This is a genomic window from Xanthomonas citri pv. mangiferaeindicae, from assembly GCA_002240395.1.
Classification (GTDB): Bacteria; Pseudomonadota; Gammaproteobacteria; order Xanthomonadales; family Xanthomonadaceae; genus Luteimonas; species Luteimonas citri_A.
The window spans coordinates 3,500,356-3,526,628 of record CP016836.1; the positions used below are offsets into that span (position 1 = coordinate 3,500,356).

Annotated in this window: 15 protein-coding genes; 2 read left to right on the forward strand and 13 right to left on the reverse strand. The window is 65.6% G+C overall.

What is annotated here, in order from left to right; all coding sequences use genetic code 11:
- Positions 1-1,088 precede the first annotated feature (1,088 nt).
- The 7 genes from BEN78_15215 to BEN78_15245 all read right to left on the reverse strand — a co-directional run bounded on the left by BEN78_15215 (position 1,089) and on the right by BEN78_15245 (position 18,497).
- Positions 1,089-5,129 carry a restriction endonuclease gene (locus BEN78_15215; GenBank protein ID ASR44507.1) on the reverse strand — a complete coding sequence of 1,347 codons (4,041 nt, stop codon included), beginning with the start codon at positions 5,127-5,129 and terminating at the stop codon, positions 1,089-1,091.
- Positions 5,130-5,153: 24 nt separating this feature from the next.
- Positions 5,154-7,943, reverse strand: coding sequence for a helicase SNF2 (locus BEN78_15220; GenBank protein ID ASR44508.1), 2,790 nt, complete (start codon positions 7,941-7,943; stop codon positions 5,154-5,156).
- A 6-nt stretch (positions 7,944-7,949) separates the two neighbouring features.
- A complete protein-coding gene (locus tag BEN78_15225) occupies positions 7,950-13,223 on the reverse strand; it encodes a DEAD/DEAH box helicase (protein ID ASR44509.1) in 5,274 nt (1,757 codons plus the stop codon).
- A 552-nt stretch (positions 13,224-13,775) separates the two neighbouring features.
- Positions 13,776-15,356: a glutamine-hydrolyzing GMP synthase gene (locus tag BEN78_15230; GenBank protein ID ASR44510.1), complete on the reverse strand. Its 1,581-nt coding sequence runs from the start codon at positions 15,354-15,356 to the stop codon at positions 13,776-13,778.
- Positions 15,353-15,988, reverse strand: coding sequence for a hypothetical protein (locus tag BEN78_15235; GenBank protein ASR44511.1), 636 nt, complete (start codon positions 15,986-15,988; stop codon positions 15,353-15,355). Before BEN78_15235 ends, BEN78_15230 begins: the two co-directional genes overlap by 4 nt.
- A gap of 36 nt (positions 15,989-16,024) precedes the next feature.
- Positions 16,025-17,482 carry an IMP dehydrogenase gene (locus BEN78_15240; GenBank protein ID ASR44512.1) on the reverse strand — a complete coding sequence of 486 codons (1,458 nt, stop codon included), beginning with the start codon at positions 17,480-17,482 and terminating at the stop codon, positions 16,025-16,027.
- A gap of 121 nt (positions 17,483-17,603) precedes the next feature.
- Entirely contained in the window at positions 17,604-18,497 is an 894-nt protein-coding gene (locus BEN78_15245; GenBank protein ASR44513.1) for a bifunctional methylenetetrahydrofolate dehydrogenase/methenyltetrahydrofolate cyclohydrolase, read from the reverse strand.
- 110 nt (positions 18,498-18,607) lie between these two features.
- Here BEN78_15245 and BEN78_15250 point away from each other — a divergent pair, with 110 nt between their 5' ends.
- Complete coding sequence (locus BEN78_15250; protein ASR44514.1) at positions 18,608-18,946, forward strand: hypothetical protein; 339 nt, start codon at positions 18,608-18,610, stop codon at positions 18,944-18,946.
- A 10-nt stretch (positions 18,947-18,956) separates the two neighbouring features.
- Here the strand turns inward: BEN78_15250 and BEN78_15255 are convergent, their stop codons facing one another.
- On the reverse strand, positions 18,957-19,976 hold the full coding sequence (locus BEN78_15255; protein ASR44515.1) for a hypothetical protein: 1,020 nt from the start codon (positions 19,974-19,976) through the stop codon (positions 18,957-18,959).
- Positions 19,977-20,056: 80 nt separating this feature from the next.
- On the reverse strand, positions 20,057-20,836 hold the full coding sequence (locus tag BEN78_15260; protein ASR45180.1) for a short chain dehydrogenase: 780 nt from the start codon (positions 20,834-20,836) through the stop codon (positions 20,057-20,059).
- 98 nt (positions 20,837-20,934) lie between these two features.
- On the opposite strand from BEN78_15260, the gene BEN78_15265 reads away from it, so the two are divergent.
- The gene (locus BEN78_15265; protein ID ASR44516.1) at positions 20,935-21,846 is read left to right on the forward strand and encodes a hypothetical protein; all 912 of its coding nucleotides are present in this window, start codon (positions 20,935-20,937) and stop codon (positions 21,844-21,846) included.
- A gap of 6 nt (positions 21,847-21,852) precedes the next feature.
- On the opposite strand, the gene BEN78_15270 is transcribed toward BEN78_15265, so the two are convergent.
- From BEN78_15270 to BEN78_15285, 4 genes are read right to left on the reverse strand one after another with little or no spacing between them, the layout of a single operon-like run.
- Complete coding sequence (locus BEN78_15270) at positions 21,853-22,983, reverse strand: molybdopterin biosynthesis protein MoeB (GenBank protein ID ASR44517.1); 1,131 nt, start codon at positions 22,981-22,983, stop codon at positions 21,853-21,855.
- A 52-nt stretch (positions 22,984-23,035) separates the two neighbouring features.
- The gene (locus BEN78_15275; GenBank protein ASR44518.1) at positions 23,036-24,283 is read right to left on the reverse strand and encodes a molybdopterin molybdenumtransferase MoeA; all 1,248 of its coding nucleotides are present in this window, start codon (positions 24,281-24,283) and stop codon (positions 23,036-23,038) included.
- On the reverse strand, positions 24,261-24,848 hold the full coding sequence (locus BEN78_15280; protein ASR44519.1) for a hypothetical protein: 588 nt from the start codon (positions 24,846-24,848) through the stop codon (positions 24,261-24,263). Before BEN78_15280 ends, BEN78_15275 begins: the two co-directional genes overlap by 23 nt.
- Positions 24,845-26,254, reverse strand: coding sequence for a ribosome biogenesis GTPase Der (locus tag BEN78_15285; protein ASR44520.1), 1,410 nt, complete (start codon positions 26,252-26,254; stop codon positions 24,845-24,847). Before BEN78_15285 ends, BEN78_15280 begins: the two co-directional genes overlap by 4 nt.
- Positions 26,255-26,273: the final 19 nt, after the last annotated feature.

The window sequence follows — 26,273 nt, forward strand, 5'->3', positions numbered from 1 at the left end:
CGAGAGATGCTTTTGCAGAAAAACCTTTGAAGGGTCTTTTTTGTTGAATTGCCTTGAAAAGACATTGCGCTTGGCTTTCTTCTCTCCTTGCCACACCACCTCCCGTTGGTTGAAGCCATCTTCCAAAGGCAGGAATATAAACTCACCGATATCGTTTTCCCACCGTACACGTTCTTTGAACAGGCGATGCTGCAGGGAAAATCTCAACAGTGACTTAAAGACACGCTCGTGGTCATCGTCGATCGAACAGTAATCAGAAGCGCGGTGTTCTTCTGCCGCCCCTAGCTCACACAAGTGCTGATAGGGATTGTTCCGCTCGGTCAGATCAAGAAACGTCACCAGATTACCACTGTGGATTACGTAAGCAGACGGAACTGCGAGTTCATTATCCTGGTTAAACTCTCTAATGGTAGTTCGCCACAAGCCTGGTCTTCTTTTTCCATGCTTTTTCAGTAGATCCTCACTCAATCGAGCAATGAAGAGCTTGCTCGGAAAATAGAGTTCCACGAGGTTGGCGGTCAGCGATTCCGATGGTGTCAACGGTGGATCGATGTCCTCGTCCGCGAAACCAACAGGCACTCCGCGCAGATAGGCTTTCAAATGATTGAGCGCAGCTTGCAACTTGTGTGGTTCAGCATCGGCTGCCAGGGTGCACAGATCCTTGTAGTCCCAAACATCATCGCCAGCTGAAAACTTGTGCTTGCTCTCGCACACCGAATCAACGGCCGCTTGCGAGTAACTGCCTTGCTTGGAGGTGAGTACATAGACAATCAATCGGTCGTAACGCTGGTGCAAATCACGACTGAGAAATTGCTCCAGCGTGTATTTGACCTTGCCGATGTCTGCGGTGGCCGTTATCTGCAACGCCACTCGGCACGTATCGTCTGCGAGATCAATTCCGGGAAAATTCGCTTGCTCGTGGTTCAGATTCCGCAAGTCAGTCCAGCCACACAGCTCTCGCAGAAGGCCGCACATAAGGTTCTCGGAAATCTTATGCGCATCAAACTGCCCCATCGCACTGGCGGCTTCGATCTCATGCCGGAGTTGCGCGATCAGTTCGCGGAATTCGTTCTGCAGATCAAGGATCTTCATCTGAGTTCTCCGCGTTCCAGCTTATCCCAAGCTGCAAGGATCAGCCGTTGAGTACGGTATTCGTCGAACTCCTTCTGTTCCTTGTTCTTGAGCACACGGAAGGTTTCGCTGGGGTAGTCGGCGCCCATGACGTCGGCGGGGTCGAGGATGTAGCGGAGTTCGTCGCGGGTGAGGCCGTAGAGTTTGGCGTAGTAGGCATCGAGCTCGGCGCGCAGGGTGGCGCGGCGGTCGGGGTCGAAAGGGAAGGGTTCGCCGTCGTAGCCCAAGTCTTGTGCCCAACTGGAGAGGTCATGGGCAGTGTAGGTCAGCTCCAGTACGCGCGGGACGATGAAGGCGAGGTCGGCTTCGGTGTAGCCAGTGGGAGCGAGTACAGGGAGCTGTTTAAAGTAGTAGAAACTAAAATTAACTCCCCCCACTTTCTGTCTTGCGACAAAGTCAAATGCAAGGCTTCCTAAGCTACCAAGGAGCGCAGCAGAGTGTTCGACTGAAATTGCCTCATTTACAAGCCACAGGAAAACACTGTCTCCTTGGGCACTTAAGGGCATCACTGTTGCAATAGTTGTACGTTCATCCGTAGCTCTCGCATTGCGCCGCCAGCCCATCAACCAATCCCGCTCCCATTGCCAGATCACGCGGCCATCGCGGTCGCGTTTGCATAGACGTTCTTCCACTTCGGCGCGACTGACCCAATAGCGCGGGGTGACGGTGAAATCCGGGTCGGCCTTTTCAGGCATTGTGACATCGCGACTGTTGCCGTCCGCCGTGTAGGTGGCCCAGCGGTGGTCGAACTGGTGTATAAGCTTGGCCTCGTACAACGGCAGGTGGTCGGCGGCTAGCTCGTCTTTGAACAGGTGACTGTCGTTGGACATGTCCAGCATGCGCATGAACGAAATGCCCCACGGGTTTTGCTCAGGTTCCACCACTTTGGCTTGCTTGCCCTCGCCTGCGGTTACGGCATCGCTCATCAGCACCGGGGCGGCACGGTATAGCTTCTTGGTCAGTTCTGCATCGCGCTCGCTGCGGAAAACCGGGCAGGTGAGCGTGTTGGGGTTGATGAGGCGAAATTCGTCGGGCGTCAGGGTGAAGCGGCGGCGCGGGTCGGCCAGTTGGCTGACCTGGGTGGCAAAGCAGACGAACTCGGCCTGTTCCGCCGCGCCCAGGGTGAGCAGGCAAAACTTGTAGCTGCGGTGTACGGAGGGGAACACCGCTTCGCGGTTTTCGATGTCGTACAGGCTGACTAGCCGCCGGTTCTGGGTGATGTGGCCGAAGTACTCCTTGGTGCTGTCGTCGGTAGCAATGCCGGTGGGCACGATGAAACCGGCGCGGCCACTGTCGGCATGGATTTGCAGGATGGTTTCGGCAAACAGCGCGTAGGTGTTCACGTCGCCCACGCCGGTCAGCGGATAGCGGCCCCCGTCGACGCCTTTCACATGGGCAAACACGCTGGCTGCCTCCGCTGTGCGGCGGGCGCTAACGAATTCGCGGTAGAGGCGTTTTTCGGCCTCGTCTTCATGCACCTCGTGGGCCAGGTCGGGGTACAGGTGGCGCGCTAGCATGCCTTCGCTGAGCCACTGGATGCGCTGGGCGCGTTCAGCCTTGTTGCGGGCTTGCGCCACGTCGTGGTGGCGGGTGGCGAAGAATTCTTCCTCTTGCAGCTTGATGCGTTCCCACGGCGGATTGCCCAGCACGCAGTCGAAGCCGCCTTGCGCGAATACCTGCGGAAATGCCAGCGGCCAGTGGAACACGCGGGCCTGCTCGCAGGCCGTGCGTGCAGTGGCGATGGGGTCGGCGTGCTCGGTCTGGGCGCGTTCCGGTGCTGTCAGTAGCGCATGCAGGGTGATGCTGGTGGGTACGGTTTCTGCCGTGTCCTCCGTCTTGGGCAGCAGGTAGGCACCTACTAGCGCATCGGCGGCGTGGGCCAGCGGGCTGTGGGCGGAGTCCTCTAGGAAGCGCCGCCAGGCTTGTTCCTTGGCGGCGACCTGTTCGGGCGTGTCGGCGGGCAGGGTTTCGATGGCGCGCAGGGCTTCCAGGCCGCTGCGGTTGTCCACGCCCAGCAGCATCTGCTTGCCTTGCAGGTCTTTGGCGATCTGCTTGAGACCGGCGGCGTTGGCCTTGGCCAGTTCCTTGCAGACGTCCTTGTCGTCGCCGCTCAAGGGCTTGAAGGCATCCTTGGCGACGCCTTGTTCCAGCACAGTCAGGTCGGTCAGGCCCAGCAGGGCGTCGCCCACTTGCAGGTGGTGGTCGAGAAAGCCCAGCGGGCGGCCTTCCTCGTAGCCCTCCAGCCACAAGGCCATGCGCGCCAGTTCGATGGCCATGGGGTTGCGGTCCACGCCGTAGATGCAGTGGCTCACCACTTCGCGCAGGGCGTGGCGGTAGTCCTGCGGCTGCATGGCGCCTTCCTGCCCACCTTCAAGGCTGCGCAACTGGGCCAGCTTTTCCGCCAGACGGCGGGCGGCGGCCAGCAGGAAATGGCCGCTGCCGCAGGCCGGGTCGATGACGCGGATGGCCAGCAGCGCCTCGGTGGGGTTGGTCGGCTGCGCGGCCAGGCGCTGTTCGATGACGGGATCAAGCGCGCTCTTGATCAGCTCCTGCACCAGGCTGTCGGGGGTGTAGTAGCTGCCGGTGAGCTTGCGTGCGTTGCCGGCGGTGCTGCCCTCTTCGGTGCGGCCGACGAAGCCGAACGTGCGCGCGGGCAGGTCGATGGCGGGCACCAGTTCCAGCAGGCTTTCATAGACGCTGCCCAGCTCTTCCGGCCCCATGTTGCGGTAGTCCACCGGGGTGAGGCTGCTGCCCTTGCCTTGCGCGACCACTGCCCAGCGCAGGTGTTGCAGGGCGGCGAGCAAGTGGGCGTTATCCAGGCTGGCGTTATCCAGATCGGGGCATTGCTCCGGTGCGAACAGGCCGCCCAGCGCGGGCAGCGCCAGGCGCGGCTCGCCTTGCGCCAGGCCGCGAAACACGATGCGGATGGCTTGCCACTGGTCGTCATGACGGGTGCGGGCGCGGCGCTTGAGGCAGAGTTCGCGCAGGCGGGCCAGGGCGTAGCCTTCGGCATAGGCACGGCGGGCAACCTGTGCTTCGGCGCTATCTTCCTGCGGGTGCAGCACGCCGCGCTCTTCCACGGTGAACATGAAGATGAGCCGGTAGATCAGGCGCAGCAGTTGTTGGAAATATTCATCCTTGCTGAGCGTGCCGTCGTTCAGAGCGGCACGCAGGGCATGGTTGGCGGGGTGTTGCAGGAAGCCTGCACCTAGGGTCAGCAGGGCCTGCTCGACGCCGTTGCGCAGACCATCGCGCACGCGAGTACCTTCCTGTTGGCCTTCGCTACGCCATTGTTCCCAGATGCACGCCGTAGCGCTTTGGCCGGGGCGGAATGCGCGACTGGCATGCAGTAGACGCCAAACGTTGGCGAATTCGGCATAACGCTGGCCGCCCAGAAGGTCGGCCAGATCGACTTCGAGAAAGCTGGGACGGGTGAGCGAGGCAGCGTCGCGCAGCAGACGCAGTTGCTTGCCGTTGCTGATGATGCCCCATTGCAGCGCTGCGCTGGCGTTGAGCAATTCCTGCATCGCCTGGAACGGGCCTTTCTTGCGGTTGCCACCGCCCTGCACGGCAAATCGCGCGTCGGCCTCATCCAGGCACAGAGTGTGCGGGGCCACCAGCACGGGTAATGTGCCTGCCATGAGGCTGACCGGGTAACGCAGTTCACCCACTTGCTGCGCTGACGCGGCTTGCAAGGCGGCGTAGCCAAAGGCGTCGCGCAGCAGTTCGTGGACGAAGGCGGTGGTGAGCTGCGCAGCATCGACGTCGGCGCGCTCCAACTGCGCGGCAAAGTGCTGCCATTGGGCGCAGGCGATCTGGAAAGCGCGGCTGTATTCGTCCTTGAGCTTGACGCCCTTGGGGGTAACGTAGTCGGCCTCGCTCTGGGCACTGGCGCGACCCTGTGCTGCTTTTTCCAGTTGATCGGGCAGGAACAGGCCGCCTTCGAGCTTGAGGGTGGGCAGGTTGAGCGTGGCCTGGGCCTTGCGGATGCGTTTCATGGTTGTTCTTCTCCAGGCCGAGGCTTACAGCGAGTCAGGCAGCAGTACGTACACGCCCATCACATCGACCGGCAGGCAGGGGCTGACGCTGTACTGGCCGACGTCACGGGTGGCTTCGCGCACGCGCTCGTGGTCGGCCAGCAGGGCATCGGCCCGCTGTTGGGCTACCGCTTGCAGTTGCTGCGGGCGCGCGGCGAGGAAGTCGAGCGCGGTGCGGATTTCGCGCTGTGCCGCCTCTGGCGGCAGGTTACCGCTGGGCGTGCATTCGAGCAGGCGACTCACGCCGTCGTCAGCCAGCCATTGAGGAGCGTTGCGGCCCTGCACAGCCAGAGCAACGGTTTCCTCCGCCATCATCTGAAAGGGTTCGCGGCGGCGCACGTAGCTGAGCTGGTGGCGCAGACGCAGAAGGTAAAGGGTGGTGACAACCTCCACGTCATTGGTAAGAGTGGCAGCGCAACGGGCGGCCAGCGGACGTTCGCCACCGAGTGCGTCTTCCAGCAAATGCTGGGCCAGCAGGCCAACCAACGGATGGCTGCGATGCAGTTCGCTAAAGTCGATGAGTTGGGGTGTGTTGATGCCCTCATCGGCCAAGCGCTGGCGCAGGGCTTCGGGCAGGTGCTGCGGCAAGAAACGTGCGGTCTGTTTGCGGCCGATTTCCAGCGGCGCCCCCAGCCGCACACAAGCGCTTTGCAGGAAACGCTGCACGTCAGCCTGGGTGCCCAGAGCCTGTTGTTGTTTGTGCCATTCGGGCAGCACCTCGTCTGGCTTGATGCGACGCTGGGCGAACACAGTGCGATTGGCCTTAGCCTTTTCCAGCGCGTCACGCCATCGGGCTTGCAGTGGAGCGAGCAATTGCTCCGGCTCACCAAAGTCGAATACGGCCTGCGGCGATGCGGTGCGATTGTCGCTGCGTTTCATCAATGCCGCCTTGACTAAGGCCTGATTGATGCGGGCTTCATCCTCGGGCATGGGAACGAGCACGCCGAGCTCCTTCTGAATGGCCTCGCCCTTCTTAAGGATGACGTTGAGCACGAAGCCATCCACCGGGTTATCTTGCCCGTAGAGCATGGTGCAACGCACTTCATCGGCCTGCTGACCGAAACGATCGACGCGGCCTTCGCGCTGTTCGTGGCGGGTGGGGTTCCAAGCCAGGTCGTAGTGGACGACAGCGGTGAACAAATGTTGCAGGTTGATGCCTTCGGAGAGGCAGTCGGTGGCGACCAGGATGCGTTGCTCAGCATTCTCTAGGTCGTCCACGCGCTCGCGGCGTTCTTCGGGGGTGAGTTCGCCGGTGACGGCATCGACGGTGGCTTTGGGGAAAGCGGCCTTGAGGTGTTCGGCCACGTAATGGGCGGTGGCGATGTAGCGGCAGAAAACCACCGGGTGGAAGCCATCCTTCACCAGGAGGTCAATATGCCGGATGAGCGCAGCCAGCTTTGGATCACCGGCCTTGCCGGAAAGACGTTGCGCGTCGGCGATCAAGGCTTGCAGGCGGGGCGCAGCGTCCTGCACCTGGGCTGGCGGCTCCAGATCACTGCCGGAGAGGTCATCGGCCTCGCCATCGTGCAGGCGCTCATCGCCGAGAAGCGCCTCATCCGGCACAGTCCCTTCCAGCCGTGTGGTCAACGCCTTGACGGCGGCTGCGGGCGACGATGCCACGCAGCGCAACAATGCCAGGGTGGCGTACCAGATGAGGCGCGCGCCGCCTTGCTGTTCTTGCTGCTCAACGGTTTCAGCCAGTTCGCGGCAATAATCCTGCACGGCGTCGAAGAACGCGCCCCATTCGCCGCTGAGTTGATAGGTAAGCTCGGTTTTCATGCGGCGGGGAAAACCTCGTCCGTCATGGGTCTCGGCCTGCCATTCAACGATGTCCTTGCGACGGCGCTGGACGAAGTGGCGGGCCAATTCCTGACGCAGCGGGTCGGAGGCCGTCATTCGGCCTTGCAAGGCCGCAAAGCGCGGATCGAGCAGCGACAGCAAGTTGTAGAAGGCGGTTTCGTCACCAGAGTGAGGGGTGGCGGTCAGCAGAATCAGGTGTCGCTGCGCGTCACGGGCAAGGCGTTGCAGCAACTCGAAGCGCAATTGCTTGCCTGCGCCGCTGCTGGCGCAGGTGTGGGCCTCGTCAACGATGATGCATTCGGGGGCGGCAGCGAGAAACTGTTCGCGGTGGCGTTCGCTCTTGATGTAGTCCAGGCTGACGACCACCACGGGATGATGGTCGAACAGGCGCACTCCATGCGGAAGATCACGTTCGATGCGGGAGGCCGAAGACGAAGTCAACGCCACGGCCTGAAGGTTGAAGCGGGTTTCCAACTCACTTTGCCACTGCTCGACAAGGTGTGGCGGGCAGAGAATGGCCAGGCGGGCGATTTCGCCACGGTCCATGAGCTCTCGTGCGATCAGGCCGGCTTCGATGGTCTTGCCGATGCCAACGTCATCAGCGATCAGCAGGCGCACAGTGGACAGGCGCAGTGCCATCAGCAACGGCACAAGTTGGTAGCCGCGAGGCTCCACCGCGATATTGCCAAAGGAGCGGAACGGGCCGGCGCCTGCGCGCAAGGTCAGGCGTAAGGCATCGCGTAGCAACAGCGCGGCGGCATGGTTGCCGGCGCGTGCAGGATCGGGCCAGTCGAAGGTGGCGGGTTCGACGGGATGCAGTTCCAACTCGGGGATCAGGGCGATGCTTTCGTCATCGGCGCCGCTCAATGGGCGCAGGCGCAGCCAGTCGCGGCGGGAGTCGCTCTGCACCACCCATTCGCGGCCTCGGGCGCGCACCAGGTTGCCGGGTAGAAAGTCGTGTTCGAGGATCGTCATGCGCCTTTATTCCTTGGAACCGAACACATCGGCGTGCGCGGCGAATTGTTGTGGCCAGCGTGAAGCGTCCGAGAAATCCAGCACCTGCCAGCCTTTGTCCTGCAGTACGCTGGTGGTCTGATCATCCACAGCGGACAGAAACACCAAAGCACGAGATGCCTTGTACTGGGCCGCCGCAGTGGCTACGCCATTGTTGACGGACACGTTGACCGCATCAGGTTGCACGGCCCCTGCCTGGCTGAGCGCGGACAGCCAGGCGTCGAGGGGCTCGTCTGCCAAGATCGTCGCTGCAACGGGGGGCGCGCTGCATCCCACAGGCTGTACCCGAGCATTGGCCAGCGCGACCAGCAGCTTGAGCGCATCCGCATTGCGGCGGTTGATGTGTTCGTGATCCGGCTGGTTGAAGTAGGACAGCAGGCACTGATAGCAGCCGGCTTCGCACTGATGATTGCCAAGTGCATCGGTCTGTTCCAGTGACGGCAGATCGTCCAGCGTCCAAATGCTGCTCTGCGGTTTGCGATAGTGAATCAGTTGCAGGGCATTGCTGGCTACGAGTGCAAGGTCGTCGCGATTGTTTGCCAGGCGAGTGAGCACACCCGCACCGCCTTCCGCCGCTTCGTAGAACAGCAAGGCGCGGCGCTCGTCGGACTTCGGCAGTGGCTCGACCACCAGTTCGGATTCCTCGATCTGGAAAGTCATTTCGATGCCGCGCTTGAGCGCGGCCTGCAAAGTGGCCATGGCCTCCAGCGACAGGGCATGTACGGGAGCGAAGATCAGCAGATTGCGATGATCTTCCACAAAAGGAACGATGCGCTGGTTGGGCACCTTCTCCAGCAAAGCATCGTCGCCGCCTTGGTCGTCTTCCGCATCCGGTGCGTCCTGTTTGCTCCAGGTGCCCGTGATGGGATTGATGTAGAAGCCCAGTTGCTCCTTGTCTTTGCGCCTGCGCCAGCCGCGATTAATGCGCCAGATTTGCGCAGCGGGCGCGTAGGTGAGCTCGCCTAGCACGTCCTCGCCTTGTTGGATCGTGGCCTTCTGCTGCTGGATACGGCCATCGGGGCCGGGCAGAAAGCGGTAGGTGGTTTGCAGCTCGAAGCCCTGACGCTGGCGCTCCTCGTCGTTGATGGAGATGCGCTCGGTGGCCACGGTCTCCACGGTTTCGATGCGGTAGAGCTCGCGCACCCAATCGTGCTCGGTAAGCAAGGCGTCGCAGTTCTCGCAGCGATTGACCAGCGGTTGTTCGCCGCCGGGCTCGCCGAGATGGCCGTAACCGCATTGGCTGCACACCAACGAGGCAATGGTGGCTAACTGGCTGTTGCCGGAAATGTGGTCTGTATTGCCTACGTTGAGTTTGGCACGCACCACGCGGTACATGCGACCCTGGTGATAAATGAGGCTACGGGGGCCGAATTCGGACAGGGCCAGGAAGCGCGGCCGGCTGACCATGCTGCCTTCGTCATCCTTGCCATTGACGGCCTGGCCGCCACGGGCGGGAATCCAGGCCATCAGCGGCAGGCGCGGGAAGTTGTAGCCTGGCAAAAAACCTTGGCTGGCTAAGTAGCGATAGGTATAGAAGTCATTGTTCTGGCCGTTGCCGGACTTGAGCAATACGGCGTACTGGCGCGCGGCGTCGCCGTAGCGGCGCTGGGCATTTTGGCGCTCCATATGCGAGGCGGTATGGCTCTTGACGATGCGATCGGCCATATCCATCTGCTGGCGGGTAGCGTCGAACAGCACACGCCAGCGCTCCAGCGCCCCAGAGAACGCCTGCGCCGCGTTGTCGATGACCTGGCGCACATAGTCAGGCGTGAACCAGGCGCTGCCTTCAAGCTCGCCCTCAAGCTGGTTGATGACCCGGTCGGCACTGGCCAAGGCCCGCTGCTGGACAGCCTGCGCCCGCAGTGCTTCGTGTAAGGGCTGTTTCAGTGGTTTACCGGGCTGGTCGAGATCCAGCATCGGCGCAATGCTGTCGTCCAGCGGCACCTGGGTACTGGCAAGCCAGACCGCTTGCAGGTGGCTGTCGATGAGATCACGGTTGCTCAGATCGAGGGTTGGCGCGCGCACGACGCCATGCACCATTTGTTCAGCATTGTGGAAGAACCACTGGTCATGCGGACTGAGCGCCGCGCAATAGGTGATGACCAGCGCCTGCTGACCCGAGCGACCGGCACGGCCGCTGCGCTGGGCGTAGTTGGCGGGGGTCGGCGGCACATTACGCAGGTACACGGTGTTGAGCGCGGAGATATCCACGCCCAGCTCCATCGTGGGGGAGCAGAACATCACCGGCAGCCGCTCCAACGGTGCTTCGTGGGCCGGGTTCTGCGCCCAATCCTGCCTGTCTTTTTCGGTGTAGCGAAAACGCTGCTCCAGCAGCTGCCGACGTGGCGCATCCACCTGGGCTGTGTGTTCCTGGGCCTCGAAGTCGAACAGCGGATGCGAGGGCTGACGCAGCAGGTCAGCAATGCCGAGATACAGGGTGCGGAAATACTGGTTGATTCGATTGCTATCAGTTTGCGGCTGATCGGCAATCAAGCACCAGTCCAGGGCAGCCGCGTTCAGGCGCCAGCCTGCGAGCTGGGCGTCGATAGGTTGGCGCTGCACATAGCCATAGTCCTTGGCGGACTCCAGCAGCGCTTCCGTCAGCTTAGCCCACTCGACATCTTTCCACTGCGCGACCTCGCTGGCGCAGGCGCTGTTGCGCCAGAAGGCGGCCGTCTTTATTTGCCGTAGCAGACGAGAGCGTGGACCACCTGTCACCAGGTCGGTGCGCGGCTTGCCCTTGTATTCCGGGCGCTTGCCGAGGATGAGATAGCGGCCGGTATCGAGTTTCTCGTCGGGGGCGAAGGCCCAACGCTCATTCAGGTAGGTGTGGGCGCTGGTGCGTGCCTTATCCTGCTCGACCGGGTCGAGGTAACGACTTTCCAGGCACAGATGGCGCCGCAAAGCGTCGAACAGTAGTTCGAACAAAACTGTACGCTGCACTGCCGTCAATTTGGTCAAGGTGCTGTTTGCAGCAAAGATGCTGGCGTCAGCGCAAAAGGCATCTAGGTCTCGATACCGAATCTGCAACAGGCCGAGTTGATCCAGATTCGGATTATTGAAGCGCCAGCCACGCCGCAGATCACGCAGTAGCCGGTAGGCAATGATGAAGCGCAATGTGCGTTGCGCTTCTTGTCGGGCCAGTCCCATGAGCTTGGGGGTGCGCAGATACTCCACCAAGGTCGCTTCATCGACCCTTTGAAAGCCGAGGGCCTTGAAGACGCTTTCGGCCAGGTGCTCCTCATCGAGTTGGCTGCCGCTGCCCTGTAGTGCGCCGATCAAGCCGGCACGCAGCGTCAGCAGGAAAATGAAGTCGTTGAAATGTCCCGCCTGCAGAGCGGCATCCTGGCGGTTGTCAGTAAACCCAAGCAACTTGCGTGGGTCAGGCTGCCCTGGCGCAAGTTCGGAAAGTTCGAACAATTGCTGCAAGGCCGCTAGGGCAATCATGGTAGTGGCCGAAGAGCGGCCTTCGCCGGACAGGCTGGAGAGGCGGTTGGCATCCTTGCCGTGGGCTTCGTGTGTCGTGCCGCAGTTCAGGCAGAAGCGGAACTTTCCCGGAATGAACCAGAACTCCGTCCCCGAGCCCGTTTGCCCTTTGGCATCGACCGTGACCATATAGGGAACGGCATTCTTGTAGGCTGGCTTGATTTTAGGTTCGCTACGGCTGAGGTCGATCCAGATTTCCGGCAGGTCTTCGAGCAGGCCACCGTATTGCTGCCCGGGCACCAGAGGACACAGGAAGCCATAGCTGGCGTCGTCTTCTGCTGCGATATCGTCGATTTCACGTGAGCTGAAGCTGACCGGTTGCTGTGCGTGCCAGACAGGTAGGTATTCCTGGCCGCAATCGCGGCAGAAGTGCGTGGGGTAAAGCAGCACATTTTCTTGCTGGCGACCCGGTGCGAAACGCTGGGCATCCAGCGTGACATGGCGCTTGCCGCGCGCTTCCAGGGTGGTGAGCACCTTGCCGGGACCGCTGATGAACTGGTGCAGCTTGAACGCGAAAGGCGGCCTGCCCTGGGGCGTGCGCACATCATGGGCAGCCACTAGAAAGCGCTGCAGGGCGGTGCGAGCCGCTTCAGGCTGGCAACCGGCGTCTTCGGCGAGACGGCGGCTGGCCTCTTCCAACATCATGGGTCTCGCCCGCCTGGGAGGCTCGTCGGCAGGTAGTTCGATACCCAGGTTCAACTCCACCCAGATGGATAACGGATCATTGCGAAAGGCGTCGAAGTCAGCCCAGATATCCTGCTTTCGCATAATGGCCGCCGGTAGTTCTGTGCGGATGGCGTTGACGTCCTTGAGCGGGTTGGTGACGCGCTCCAAGGTCTCGCCGATGACGTCATGCTCGCTGATCTGGGTGCCAAAAAGTTTGCTAGCCACATCGGCCACCACGCGGTTGCGATCGGCTTGGCTACCTGTGCTTGACATGGTGGCCGACGTGCCGATGCAGACCAGTTGCTTGGCTTTCAAGCGCTCTCGCAGGCGCCGCACTAACAAGGCAACGTCCGCCCCTTGACGGCCACGATAGGTATGCAACTCATCCAGCACCAGGAACTCAAGTCCCTCGCAGTGTTCCACCACACGCCGATCCACTTCGTCGAAGCGCGTGAGGATGTACTCCAGCATCATGAAGTTAGTGAGCAGGATATCGGGCGGGTAATCCGCAATGGCGCTGCGTTCCGCCTTGCTTTCCTGGCCGGTGTAGCGCTTGACGGTGAAGGGACGAAGCTCTGGCGCATAGCCATGCAGAAACTTGTCGAGTTCTTCCAGCTGGCTGTTGGCCAGGGCATTCATCGGATAGATGACAATGGCCCTGGTACGTGCTTTGCCATCAGATTGCTTGGCCTTGAGAATGCGGTCGATGATCGGGATGAAAAAGGACAGGGACTTCCCCGACCCCGTTCCGGTCGTGACCACATAGCTTTGGCGTTCCTGGCCTTTGGCCAAGGCTTCCATCTGGTGCGTGTAAAGATGCAGGGGTTCTGGCGGACCTGCAGACTTCCCGACCTGGAAGATCTCTGCGCAGGTAGCGTGCAATACTCCCTGCGCCGCCAAGTTCTGCACCGTGCCCTGGCGTCGGTAATTCGGGTTAATCTGCACCAGCGGTTCAGGCCAGTAGCGGCCTTGCGCATATTGGCACTCGACCTCGGCCTGGATATCTGGCGCAGCGATGCGAACGAAGCTGCGGGAAAAGCTTCCGTATCGTTCGATGAGCTGGTCGCGGAATTGGAAAACGTTATCCATCGAGAGTCCTCATTGATCCATCTTGTAGCCAATCGCCAGAACCGCTGTACTAACATAAGTGCCTGCTGTGATGCGCTTCCATTTCGCACCTCGCCCCTTGCCAGTCGATTCGATCAACCCCTCTGATTTCATCGCTCGCAGCACTGGTCGAACCATGTCCTGGCTCACGCCCGGACAAGCTCCTTCAATCTCGGAAATCGAGAATGGCAAGCTGCGTCCCAGAACTTCTGCCCGCACCCGCCCTTGCCACGGCCACGTTCGATGGCGCCGACACGTTCCTCGAACTCACTGTACGCCCGCAGCAAGGCGCCCAGGCGTAGTCGAGCCAAGGATTAACATCGCGCTTTCCCGTGGTGTCGCCCTTGCGGACTGGCTTCCAGCGTCCTGAACAACCGTCGTTTGTTGTTCTCGAAGATGCGTTTCAGGCAGATATAGCGAGCGACGGCATAGCTGAAGCCCGGCGCATTCCACATAGAAATTCTCCTGTGCACGGAGATTTACCGCACACAAGCGGCGAGCGCAAATGACTTAAGCGGTCGGGATTAGCTCCCCTCACTCCCACTCAATCGTCGCCGGCGGCTTCCCGCTGATGTCGTACACCACCCGCGACACCCCACGCACCTCATTGATGATCCGGTTGGAGACCCGGCCCAGGAAGTCGTACGGCAGGTGCGCCCAGTGGGCGGTCATGAAGTCGATGGTCTCGACTGCCCGCAGCGAGATCACCCACTCGTAGGCGCGGGCATCGCCGACGACGCCGACGGACTTGACCGGCAGGAACACCGCGAAGGCCTGGCTGGTCTTGTCGTAGAGATCGGCCTTGCGCAGTTCTTCGATGAAGATGTGGTCGGCGCGGGCCAGGATCTCGGCGTATTCGGCCTTCACTTCGCCCAGGATGCGCACGCCCAGGCCGGGGCCCGGGAACGGGTGGCGGTAGACCATCTCGCGCGGCAGGCCCAGTTCCACGCCCAGGCGCCGCACTTCATCCTTGAACAGTTCGCGCAGCGGTTCGACCAAGCCCAGCTTCATGTGCTCGGGCAGGCCGCCCACGTTGTGGTGGCTCTTGATGACGTGCGCCTTGCCGGTCTTGCTGCCGGCCGATTCGATCACGTCGGGGTAGATGGTGCCCTGCGCCAGCCACTTGGCGTTGCTGAGCTTGCCGGACTCTTCGTCAAAGATCTCGACGAACAGGTTGCCGATGATCTTGCGCTTGGCTTCGGGGTCGCTGACGCCGGCCAGCGCCTTGAAGTAGCGTTCGCGCGCGTCGATACGGATGACGCGGATGCCAAGGCCATGCGCGCTGGAGGCATCGGCGAAGGTCGCCATCACCTGGTCGCCTTCTTGGAAGCGCAGCAGGCCGGTGTCGACGAACACGCAGGTCAGTTGGTCGCCGATGGCCTTGTGCAGCAGTGCGGCGACGACGGATGAGTCCACGCCGCCGGACAGGCCCAGGATCACTTCGTCCTGGCCCACGGTCTCGCGCACGCGCGCGATCTGGTCGTCGATGATGTTGGCCGCGGTCCACAGCGTGGCGCAGCCGCAGATGTCGACCACGAAGCGGCGCAGCAGCGCCTGGCCCTGCTTGGTGTGGGTGACTTCGGGGTGGAACTGCACGCCATACCAGCGCTTGGCCTCATGGGCGAACGCGGCCACGGGCACGCGGTCGGTACTGGCGGTGACGGTGAACTCCGGCGGCGCCTCGGACACGTGGTCGCCGTGGCTCATCCACACGTCCAGGCGCTGGCTGCCTGCGTGGTCGCTCAGGCCTTCGAACAGGCGGTCCTGGGCGACGATGGCGACTTCGGCATGGCCGTACTCGCGCGCGTCGGCAGCTTCGGTCTCCCCGCCCAGCTGCTTGGCCATCGTCTGCATGCCGTAGCAGATGCCCAGCAGCGGCAGGCCGCTGTCGAACACCTGCTGCGGCGCGCGCGGCGATCCGTGCTCAGTCGTCGATTCGGGCCCGCCGGAGAGGATGATGCCCTTGGGCGCGAACGCGGCGATCTGCTCCGGATCGTGGTCCCAGGCCCAGATCTCACAGTACACGCCCAGCTCGCGGATGCGGCGGGCGATCAGCTGCGTGTACTGCGCGCCGAAGTCGAGGATCAGGATCTTGTCGCTGTGCAGGTCGGTCATGGGGCTCGGGTCCGGCCGTGCGTATCGGGCAACGGCGCTGAGAAGGTGGAAGTGATCTGGGTGCGGAGTGCGGTGTACTGGGCGCGCTGCGTGGGGTCGTCGTCGGACCAGTGCACCGCGAGCAAGCCTTGGGAGGTCGAGGGCGGGTCGCCTGCGCTGCGCCTGTTGGGGTCAGCCCAGACGGCGACTTCGATGCGGCCGGGGCCGTCGTCGTCCGCTTGCAGCAGCGCGATCACGCTGGGGCGATCGGGCAATCCATCCACCCAGGATTGGTAATACGACGTACCGCGATACAGCGTCTCGGGGCCATAGCCAAGTTCGTCGCGCACGGCGTCGATCTCGGTGAACGGGGTCCCGGGCAAGATCACCGCATCGGGCAGGCAGCGGATGGAGAGCGTCAGCCCCCTGCCCGCCGCCGTGCCGGCACCGGCCCGCCACTGGCCGGCGGCGATTGGCTCGGGTGCCCAGTCGCTGGGCAGCTCGAAGCTGGCGCCGCAGGCGCTGACGCGGTGGGCGTCTGCGCTTGCTGCGATGGCCGCGGCACTCGTCGCTGGCGCGGCCGGATCACCGCGCTGCGCGGCGTCGTGATGCGCGTTGTCGTGCTGGCAGCCTGCCAGCACGATCGCGGCCACGGCGCCAATCGCAATGGGCGCGGCTCTCACGGAGCGTCAGCCGGCCTGGTAGTTCGGCGGCTGCTTGGTGATCGTCACGTCGTGGACGTGGCTCTCGCGCTGGCCGGCGCCGGTGATCTTCACGAACTGCGGCTTGGTGCGCATCTCTTCGATCGTCGCGCAGCCCACGTAGCCCATCGTGGCGCGCAGGCCGCCGGCGAGCTGGTGGACGATGCCGGCCAGAGGGCCGCGATACGGCACGCGGCCTTCGATGCCCTCGGGCACGAGCTTGTCGGCGTCGGACGAATCCTGGAAATACCGGTCCTTGCTGCCCTGCTCCATCGCGCCCAGGCTGCCCATGCCACGGTAGCTCTTGTAGCTGCGGCCCTGGAACAGTTCGACCTCGCCGGGCGATTCCTCGGTGCCGCCGAACAGGCCGCCGATCATCACCGTCGAGGCGCCGGCCGCGAGGGCCTTGCCGATGTCGCCCGAGTAGCGGATGCCGCCGTCGGCGATCAGCGGGATGCGGTCCTGCAGCGCTTCGGCGACGAAGTCGATCGCGGTGATCTGCGGCACGCCGACACCGGCGACGACGCGCGTGGTGCAGATCGAGCCCGGACCCACGCCCACCTTCACCGCGTCGGCGCCGGCGTCTTCGAGCGCCTTGGCCGCGTCGCCGGTGACGATGTTGCCGCCGATGACCTGGACCTTGGGATAGGTCTTCTTGACCCAGTTCACGCGGTCGAGCACGCCCTGCGAGTGGCCATGCGCGGTGTCGACGATGATCACGTCCACGCCGGCGGCGACCAGCGCCTCAACGCGCGCTTCGGTGTCGCCGCCCACGCCGACCGCCGCGCCCACCAGCAACTGCTCGTCGGCGTCCTTGGCGGCGTTGGGGTTGTCGTGGGCTTTCTGGATGTCCTTGACGGTGATCAGGCCGCGCAGTGCGAAGTCGTCATTGACCACCAGCACTTTCTCGATGCGGTGCTTGTGCAGCAGCGCCAGCACTTCGTCCTCGCCCGCACCCTCGCGCACGGTGACCAGGCGGTCGTGCTTGGTCATGACGTTGCGCACCGGGTCGTCGAGCTTGGTCTCAAAGCGCATGTCGCGCCCGGTGACGATGCCGACCAGCTTGCCGCCGTCGACCACCGGCACGCCGGAGATGTTGCGCGCGCGGGTCAGGCGCAGCACTTCACCGATGCTGGTGTCCGGGCCCACGGTGAAGGGTTCGCGGATCACGCCGGCTTCGAAGTTCTTGACCCGGGCCACCTCGGCCGCCTGGCGCTCGACGCTCAGGTTCTTGTGCACGATGCCGATGCCGCCCATCTGCGCCATCGCGATCGCCAGGCGCGCTTCGGTGACCGTGTCCATCGCCGCCGAGACGATCGGCAGGTTCAGGCGCAGGTCACGGGTCAGCCGCGTGGCGAGGCGGACGTCCTTGGGCAGGACGATCGAGTGAGCGGGGACGAGCGAGACGTCGTCGTAGGTGAGTGCTTCGGCCTGGATGCGCAGCATGCGGGGTGCCGGGGAGGAGGAAGCGCGCCATTGTAAACCCCCGGCATTGCGGATTGGAGGTCCGGGATGGAACGCTTCCGCGACAGATTGCCCCACCGGTCGCGTCGGCGAGCGCGAAGCCTTACGCCTGGGGGCCGGCCGCATCCGCGGCGTCGGCCGCTTCGATGGTGTTCTGCATCAGCGTGGCCACGGTCATCGGGCCGACGCCGCCGGGCACCGGCGTGATCCAGCTGGCGCGCTGGGCGGCCTCGCTGAAGCCGACATCGCCGACCAGGCGGCCGTCGTCGAGGCGGTTGATACCGACATCGATCACCACCGCGCCGGGCTTGACCCAGTCACCGGGAATCAGCCCCGGGCGGCCGACGGCGACGACCAGGATGTCGGCCTCGCCGACATGGCGGCGCAGCACGTCCGGCGGCGTAAAGCGGTGGCAGGTGGTCACCGTGCAGCCGGCGATCATCAGTTCCAGCGCCATCGGCCGGCCCACGTGGTTGCTGACGCCGACGATCGTGGCGCTCGCGCCGCGCACCGGGCGGTCGGTGTAGGCCAGCAGCGTGGTGATGCCACGCGGCGTGCACGGGCGCAGGCCGAACTGACGCAGCGCCAGGTGGCCGACGTTGGCCGGATGAAAGCCATCGACATCCTTGCGCGGGTCGATGCGCTCGATCAGCCGGCTGGCATCCTCGATGCCCGGCAGCGGGAGCTGCACCAAGATGCCGTGCACGGCGGGGTCAGCATTGAGGCGGTCGATCAGCGCGACCAGCTCGGCCTCGGTCGTGCCCACCGGCAGGTCGAAGTCGAAGGCCTGGATGCCGACCTTCTGCGCGGCGCGGCGCTTGTTGCGCACGTAGGACTGCGAGGCCGGGTCGCTGCCGACCAGCACCACCGCCAGCCCCGGGCGCGTCCCGCCGCCGGCGATGCGCGCATCCACGCGCACGCGCAGTTCGTCGAGCAGGGTGTCGGCAATGCGCTTGCCGTCGAGGATTCGGGCCGGAACGGGGTCTGCGGCGGTCATGCGGGCGTCGTGCGGCGAAAGAGCGGCCCATTGTCTCCGATTCGGGGTCCGGCTTGCAGACGTCGGCAGCACTGCCGATGCTGTGGGCCTCCCCTGCCCCTGGATCGACCATGACCGATACGCCCGCGCCCACGCCCGCTCCGCTGTCCGACGACGCCCGCATCCGCGCCGAGGCCGCGACGTTCCGGCGCCTGCGCGCGCATCTGCTCGAGGCCCGGCCCGATGTGCAGAACATCGACCTGATGATCCTGGCCGGCTTCTGCCGCAACTGCCTGGCCGACTGGTACGGCGACGCGATCCGCGCCGAGGGCGTGGACTTCGACAAGGCCGCGGCGCGCGAGGCGTTCTACGGCATGCCGTTCGAGACCTGGAAGGCGCAGCACCAGCGCGAGGCGACACCGGAGCAGCAGGCCGCGTTCGCCGCCAGCCAGCGCGCGCACGCGGGCTGAAGCGCGCGCATCACGGGCAGCGCGGCAGGCCGTCGCCGACGCTGCACTCCACGCAGCACATCGGCGCGGAGGGCTGGCCGGGCGTGGGCAGCACCGGCGTGGGCGCGGTCGGCGAGACCAGCGGCATCGCCGGCTGCAACGCGGCCAGCTCCTGCGCCGGCCGCAACTGCAGCAGCACGGCCCAGTCCTGGCGGTTGGCGCTGCAGGCGTCCGGCGTGTCGGGCGTGCATGGCACATCGTCGAGCGTGCGCATCGGCAATCTGGCGAACTGTCCGCCGGCCGAGAGAGGCAGCATCCGCATGGTCACGCCGTCGAGCACGTTGCCGCCGACCAGGTACGCGACATTGCTGCCCTCGGCCGCGGCGCCGACGACGACATCGCAGTGCATGCCCAGGCCGCTGTCCTCGCTGCTGAGCAATGTCGCCAGGCCGGCGAAGCCGAAGACGCGGTTGGCGGCGCGCACGTAGCACAGCAGGTCGCCGCGCGCCGGTCGTGCGCTCACCGGGTTGGCGACGCGGTAGGCGCTGGTCTCGGGGTTGCGGTAGGCCGCGCGCACGTAGTCGACGTGGCTGGGCGAGCCCTCGAAGCCGGGCAGCGCGGCACGCCGTGCGGTCCAGGACACGAACGCCGCCGACCACGGCACATCGACCAGGAATGCCCGGCACCCGGGCGACGGCGCACCGCCGTAGGCCGCGTAGGCGCATTCGCCGGCGCCCGGCCGGTGCTGCAGCCGGGGCAGCAGGCCCGCGCCCACCCAATAGCCCGCGACCCGGCGCCAGGCCTGCTCGCCATTGGTCAGCAGCGCGGTTTCGGCCTCGCGCACGGTGGACCCCGCGTAACGCCCGTCCGCATCGATGAACGGCCGGTGCCAGGTCTGGTGCTCTTCGCAGGCGACCGCGGCCAGCCGCGTTGCAGGGTCCGGCGCCGCCACCTGCATGCGCAGCAAGGGACAGGGATCGGCGGCGAAGGCGCCCAGCGGCCATGCCAGCAGCCAGGCCAGGACGAACAGACAGAGCCAGCGTGACGACATGCGCAACCTCGGGGGCGGGGGCAGGATGGGCCCCATCGTGCCCCGCCCCGTGTGAAGGCCGGCAGGCTGGCGCGCCGGGCTTACTTGGTCGTGTAGCCGCCGTTGATCAGCAGGGTCTGCCCGGTGATCCACCAGCCCTCGCTGACCAGATGCCGGACGAACGGCACCACGTCCTCGATATCGGTCAGGCCGGTGCGGCTGCAGCCCGACAGCGCCGCCGCCGAGCGGTGATAGGCCACGGCGTCCTTGTCCTCCTGGCCGTAGAAGAACGGCGTGTCCATCGGCCCCGGGCCGATCGCGGTCACCGAGATGCCGCGCGCCCCGAACTCCTTGGCGGCCGCGCGAGTGAAGTGCTCCACCGGCGCCTTGGCGCCGGCGTAGGCGGCGTAGTACGGGGTGAAGGCGCCGAGCAGCGAAGTGACCAGGGTCAGCACCTTGCCGTGGTCGGCCACTTTCAGGCCGGCCTGCTGCAGAAAGAAGAACGCCGCCTTGGCATTGATGTCGAACATCTTGTCGTACTCGGCCTCGCCGATCTCGGTCAGCGGCTTCTTGAGCACCATGCCGACGGTGTTGATGGCGATGTCGATGCGACCGAAGGCCGACATGCCGGCGTCGAACAGCGCGGCGACGTTGTCAGGACGGGTCAGATCGCCTGCGAACAGTGCGGCCTTGGCGCCGGCCGCCTCGACGGCGCGCGCAGTCTCCTGCGCAGCAGGCAGTGAGGCCTCGTCGTGATGGTGGATCAGCACCGCGCCGGCACCGTTCCAGGCCAGGTCGCGGGCGATCAGCCCGCCGAGGTTCTTCGCGCCACCGGCGATCAGCACGGTCTTGCCGTGCAGCGAATGGTCGATCTTGGACATGCCGTGCTCCTGCAATGGGGAGCGCCCAGTTGACCGCAGGCCCTGGCTCGAATAAACACGATGAATCGAAGCTTTGAATTCGACGTGGTCGAATAATCATGGATCTGTTGCGCCATCTCGCGCTGTTCCGCCGGGTCGCGGACTGCGGCAGTTTCAGCCGCGCGGCCGAGCTCGAGGGCCTGGCGCCTTCCTCGGTCTCCAGCGCGATCGGCCAGTTGGAGCGCCATCTGGGCACGCGGCTGTTCCAGCGCACGACCCGACAGGTCCGGCTCAGCAGCGACGGCGAGCGGCTGTACGCGCGCGGTGTCGAGCTGCTGGCCGACGCCGAGGGCATCGCGCAACTGTTCCGGCCGGCCGCCCAGCCCAGCGGCCTGTTGCGGGTCGAGGCGCCGGCGCGAATGGCCCGGTTGCTGCTCGCCCCCGCTCTGCCCGCCTTTCTTGCGGCCTATCCCGGGATCGCGATCGAACTGGGCGGCAGCGACCGCCTGAGCAACCTGGTGGGCGACGGCATCGACTGCGTGCTGCGGGTCGGACCGATCGGCGACCTCGACCTGGTCGCGCACCCCATCGGGCAACTGCAACAAGTGACCTGCGCCGCGCCCGCGCTGCTCGCCCGGCACGGGCCGGTCGCCGACCTGGACGCCCTGGCGTCGCTGCCGGCGATCCACTTCGGCCAGTCGCCCGGAGGGCGGGCAGAGCCCTGGGAGTTCCAGACCGCGGACGGCCTCGTCACCCGCCCGATGACCGGCCGGGTCGGGGTCGGCAATGCCGAGACCTACATCGCCTGCGCCCTGGCGGGCCTGGGCGCGATCCAGGTGCCGCGTTACGACGTCGCCGAGCTGCTCGCAGCCGGTCGGCTGTGTGAGGTGCTGCCGGACACGCCGCCGCCGGAGTTGCCGGTGACGGTGCTCTATCCGGGTCCGCAGCGCGGTTCGCGGCTGTTGCAGGTGCTGATCGAATGGCTCGACGGCGTCATCGCACCCCTGGCCACGCCGCGCCCCACGTCCTGAAGGCGCTCAGCCGGCGCAGAACGCCGCGTAGTCGATGTAACCGGGGAATTCGCGACCCGGCGCACACAGCGGGCAGTCGGGGTCGGCGCCCAGCCGGGTTTCGCGGAAGCGCATGCGCAGCGCATCGAACTGCAACAGGCGCCCGCGCAACGGTTCGCCGATGCCGATCAGCAGCTTGAGTACCTCGGTCGCCTGCAGCAGGCCGATCACGCCGGGCAGCACGCCGAGCACGCCCACTTCCGAACAGTTGGGCGCAGCCTCGGCCGGCGGCGGCTCCGGGAACAGGCAGCGGTAGCAGGGGCAGCGGCCGCGCTCGCGTCCGGCGTCGAACACGCTGACCTGGCCTTCGAAGCGATGCACGGCGCCATAGACCAGGGGTTTTTGATGCAGCACGCAGGCGTCGTTGAGCAGGTAGCGGACCGGGAAGTTGTCGGCGCCGTCGAGCACGACATCGACGCCGTCGATCAGCCGGTCGATGTTGGCGCTGGTCACGCGCTCGGCGACTGCCTCGATTCGCGTACGCGGATTTAGCGCGCTGAGCGTGACCGCGGCCGAGGCGACCTTGGGCTGCCCGATGCGGTCCTCGGCGTGGAGGATCTGCCGCTGCAGGTTGCTGCGGTCGACGACGTCGTCGTCGGCGATGCGCAGCGTGCCCACGCCGGCCGCGGCGAGGTAATACGCCGCTGGCGACCCCAGGCCGCCGGCGCCGGTCACCAGCACTGTGGCCTCGGCCAGCCGGCGCTGGCCGTCCAGGCCGACTTCGGGCAGGCGCAGGTGACGCGAGTAGCGGTCGTGGAAATCCAGGTCGATGTCGCCGTCGGGCGGCGTGGTCGGCAGGCCGTCCGCCTGCCAGCGACTGGTGCCGCCCGCGACCGAGGCGACATCCGTGTAGCCGGCCGCGGCCAGCGCGTGGGCGGCCTGCAACGAGCGCCGGCCGCTCTGACAGATCAGCAGCAGCGGCGCCGCGCGATCGGGCACGTGGGTCTGCGGCGCGGCTTCCAGGGTCGCGCGGTCGATGCCCTCAGCGCCCTCGGCCATGCCGGTCACGCGCTCGTGGGCCTCGCGCACGTCGATCAGGCGGGCACCGGCCCGACGTCGGCGCAGGGCCTCGTCGGGAGAAATCTCGGGAATGCTCATGCACCGATTATCGCCGGTCCACCGCGATGCACTGTGTGCATGGACGGATCGCTCAGTACGGCACGACCTCGACCACGCTATCGACCGGGTACTCGCGCGCGCCGGCCTCGAGCACGATCAGCACGTCCGAATCGGCCGCTGCCTGCATCCGGTGCGAGCCGTCGGCGGGGTTGGGTTCGACCCGCGACACGCCGTCCTCGTCGATCGACCAGCGCCCGCGCAGGAATTCCAGCCGCTCGTGATTCTTTCTCCAGGCGCCGCGCAGCCGCGCGCGGCGGACCGGACGCGGGGCGCGCCGCTGCATGCCGTCGATCAGGCGCCGGCCGACCGCGAGCCAAGTGGCCAGCACAGAAACCGGATTGCCCGGCAGGCACAGGAACAGCGCTGGGCCCAGGGTGTCGCCCTCGGCCAGCAGCAATGGCATGCCCGGCTTCATCATCGTCTTCCACAGCCGCACCCGACCGCGACGTTGCAGCAGTTCGGGCAGGTGGTCCTTCTCGCCGGCCGACACGCCGCCGCAGGTCAGCACCAGATCGAAGGCCTCGCCGGCATGGCGCAGCGCGGAGGCGATCTGCGCCGGGTCGTCGGGCAGCGTCGGGAACGCCACCGGCTCCAGGCCTTCGGCGCGCAGCAGGCCCATCAGCTGCTCGCGGTTGGAGTTGTAGATCTGCCCGGGCTGCAACGGCATGCCCGGCTCGATGAGTTCGTCGCCGGTCGCAAACACCGCCACCGTCGGCCGCCGCACGACCTCCAACTGCGCCAAGCCTTGCGAGGCCGCCAGCGCGACCCGGCTCGGGGTCAGCACGTCGCCGGCATGCAGCAGGCGATCGCCGACCTTGGAATCCTCGCCGGCGCGGCGCACGTGCTGGCCCGGCCGCGGCGGCACCAGAATCTCGACACGGTCGCCGTCGACCCGGGTGTTCTCCTTCATCACCACGGTGTTGGCGCCTTCGGGGATCGGCGCGCCGGTGGTGATGCGCAGGCACTGCCCGCGCGCGATGCGCACATCGGCACGCGGGCCGGCGAACTGCTCGCCGACCAGTTGCAGCGTCACAACGCCCTCGCCCGCCAGGTCGTGGTGGTCCAGTGCGAAGCCGTCCATCGCCGAATTGTCGAACGGCGGCTGCGGCAGCGTGGCGATGACATCACGCGCAAGCACGTGGCCGTGCGCGCGGCCCAGCGACAGCGTCTGCACCTCGAGCACGCGTTCGGCGGCAACCGCATCGACGATCGCGCAGGCCTCGTCGAACGGCACGCGGTACGGAAAGGACGGGGTGTCAGGGTGCGGCGATTCCGGCATCGATCAGATCGTCAGGCGTATTGAGGTTGCCGAAGCGTACACCCTGCAAACGAACCACCCGCATGCCGAGCCGGCCTTGCAGCGCACGCACGGCGTAGTCGCCGCTGGTCAGCGCCTCGGCGGCGCCGCGGCGCAGTGCATCGGTCGGCCACAACGCGACCAGCGGCTGCACGCCGTCGTCGTCCTGCGCGCAGGCGCCGGTCTCACCTGCCAGCAGCGCGAGCATCGGCAGCAGCCGGGCATCGGCATCGCACAGGTCGACCGGCAGGGTCAGCAGCCAGGGCGTATCGACGGCGGCGGCCAGTGCGTCGAGCCCGGACATCGGTCCGGCGTCGGGCGTGCGATCGACCACGGTCTCGATACCGTGGGCCGCGTAGCGCTCCAGATCGCGATTGGCGCTGACCACGAACCGCGCCGCCTGCGGGGCGAAGCGTGCGTGCCAGCGCAGCACCTGCGCCGTGCCGCCCTGCTCGAGCCAGGCCTTGTCGAGGCCGCCCAGACGCGAGCCGCGACCGCCGGCGATCACGCCGACGGTCAGCGCCGCCGCAGTGGGCGGTGCGCTCACTTGCGCTTGACGTGCCGGATCAGCCGCTTCTTCTTGGCGACCTGGCGTTCGCTGAGCACGTTCTTCTTGTCCTTGTAGGGGTTGTCGCCCTCGCGGAACACGAAGCGCACCGGCGTGCCGACCAGCTTGAAGCGCTTGCGGAAGAAGTTCTCCAGATACCGGCGATAGCTGTCGGGCAGCGTGCGCAGGCGGTTGCCGTGCACGACGATCGTCGGCGGGTTCTCGCCGCCCGGGTGCGCGAAGCGCAGCTTGGGCGCGTGCCCGCGCACGACCGGCGGCGGGTTGGTCTCGGCGGCGATCTCGAGCGCGCGGGTCACATCGGCAGTGCCGAACTTGTAGTTGGCCGAGGCGTGCGCGCGATGGATCGCGGCGAACAGCTCGCGCAGGCCCGAGCCGTGTTTGGCGCTGATGCGCACCGCCTCGGCCCAGGGCACGAAGGCGAGCTTGCGCGACAGCAGCGCTTCGGTCTGCTCGCGCTGGTACTCGCTGAGCCCGTCCCACTTGTTGACCGCGACCACCAGGGCGCGCCCCGAGTCGAGCACTGCGCCGAGCACGCTCGCGTCCTGGTCGGTGACGCCCTCGCTGGCGTCGATCATCACCACCGAGACCTGGGTGGCTTCGATCGCCTGCAGGGTCTTGATGATCGAGAACGTCTCCACCGCCTCGTCGACCTTCGACTTGCGGCGGATGCCGGCGGTGTCGACCAGACGATAGCGTCGGCCGTCGCGCTCGAGATCGACCTCGATCGAGTCGCGGGTGGTGCCGGCGACCTCCGAGGCGATCATCCGCTCCTCGCCGAGGATGCGGTTGACCAGGGTCGACTTGCCGACGTTCGGGCGGCCGACGAAGGTCACCCGGATCCGCGTGGGGTCGGTATCGAGCTGCTCGGCCTGCCCGGTTTCGGGGAGTTTCTCGAGCACGTCGTCGACGAGTTCGTCGATACCGTGGCGGTGCGCCGAGGACACGGCGTGCGCATCGGTGAAGCCGTAGCGCGAGAAGTCGGCAATCGCCGCGCGCGCGTCGAGGCCGTCGGTCTTGTTGATGATCAGGAACGTCGGCTTGCCGAGCTTGCGCAGCCAGCGCAGCAGTTCGTCGTCGAGCGCCGAGGCCCCCTCGCGGCCGTCCACGACGAACAGCACCAGATCCGCCTCGGCCGCTGCGGCGCGCGACTGCTTGGCAGTCGGGCCGGCCAGCCCGGCCTCTTCCAGGTGCACGCTCTCGCCGGCGATGCCGCCGGTGTCGACCAGCGCGAACGGGCGCGCGCCGAGCCGGCACACGCCGTAGTGACGGTCACGGGTGACGCCCGGCTCGTCGTGGACGAGCGCGTCGCGAGTGCGGGTCATCGCGTTGAACAGCGTCGACTTACCGACATTGGGGCGGCCCACGAGGGCGACGAGCGGGAGCATGCGGCAGGATCCGGAACGA

What these genes read in the sequence shown, in the direction of transcription:
- BEN78_15215 (ASR44507.1), bottom strand. Translation starts at nt 5,129, where the DNA reads ATGAAACGCATCCGCAAGGCCCAGGCCACGCTCAACCTGCCCACCCTC.
- BEN78_15220 (ASR44508.1), bottom strand. Translation starts at nt 7,943, where the DNA reads ATGACGATCCTCGAACACGACTTTCTACCCGGCAACCTGGTGCGCGCC.
- BEN78_15225 (ASR44509.1), bottom strand. Translation starts at nt 13,223, where the DNA reads ATGGATAACGTTTTCCAATTCCGCGACCAGCTCATCGAACGATACGGA.
- BEN78_15230 (ASR44510.1), bottom strand. Translation starts at nt 15,356, where the DNA reads ATGACCGACCTGCACAGCGACAAGATCCTGATCCTCGACTTCGGCGCG.
- BEN78_15240 (ASR44512.1), bottom strand. Translation starts at nt 17,482, where the DNA reads ATGCTGCGCATCCAGGCCGAAGCACTCACCTACGACGACGTCTCGCTC.
- BEN78_15245 (ASR44513.1), bottom strand. Translation starts at nt 18,497, where the DNA reads ATGACCGCCGCAGACCCCGTTCCGGCCCGAATCCTCGACGGCAAGCGC.
- BEN78_15250 (ASR44514.1), top strand. Translation starts at nt 18,608, where the DNA reads ATGACCGATACGCCCGCGCCCACGCCCGCTCCGCTGTCCGACGACGCC.
- BEN78_15255 (ASR44515.1), bottom strand. Translation starts at nt 19,976, where the DNA reads ATGTCGTCACGCTGGCTCTGTCTGTTCGTCCTGGCCTGGCTGCTGGCA.
- BEN78_15260 (ASR45180.1), bottom strand. Translation starts at nt 20,836, where the DNA reads ATGTCCAAGATCGACCATTCGCTGCACGGCAAGACCGTGCTGATCGCC.
- BEN78_15265 (ASR44516.1), top strand. Translation starts at nt 20,935, where the DNA reads ATGGATCTGTTGCGCCATCTCGCGCTGTTCCGCCGGGTCGCGGACTGC.
- BEN78_15270 (ASR44517.1), bottom strand. Translation starts at nt 22,983, where the DNA reads ATGAGCATTCCCGAGATTTCTCCCGACGAGGCCCTGCGCCGACGTCGG.
- BEN78_15275 (ASR44518.1), bottom strand. Translation starts at nt 24,283, where the DNA reads ATGCCGGAATCGCCGCACCCTGACACCCCGTCCTTTCCGTACCGCGTG.
- BEN78_15285 (ASR44520.1), bottom strand. Translation starts at nt 26,254, where the DNA reads ATGCTCCCGCTCGTCGCCCTCGTGGGCCGCCCCAATGTCGGTAAGTCG.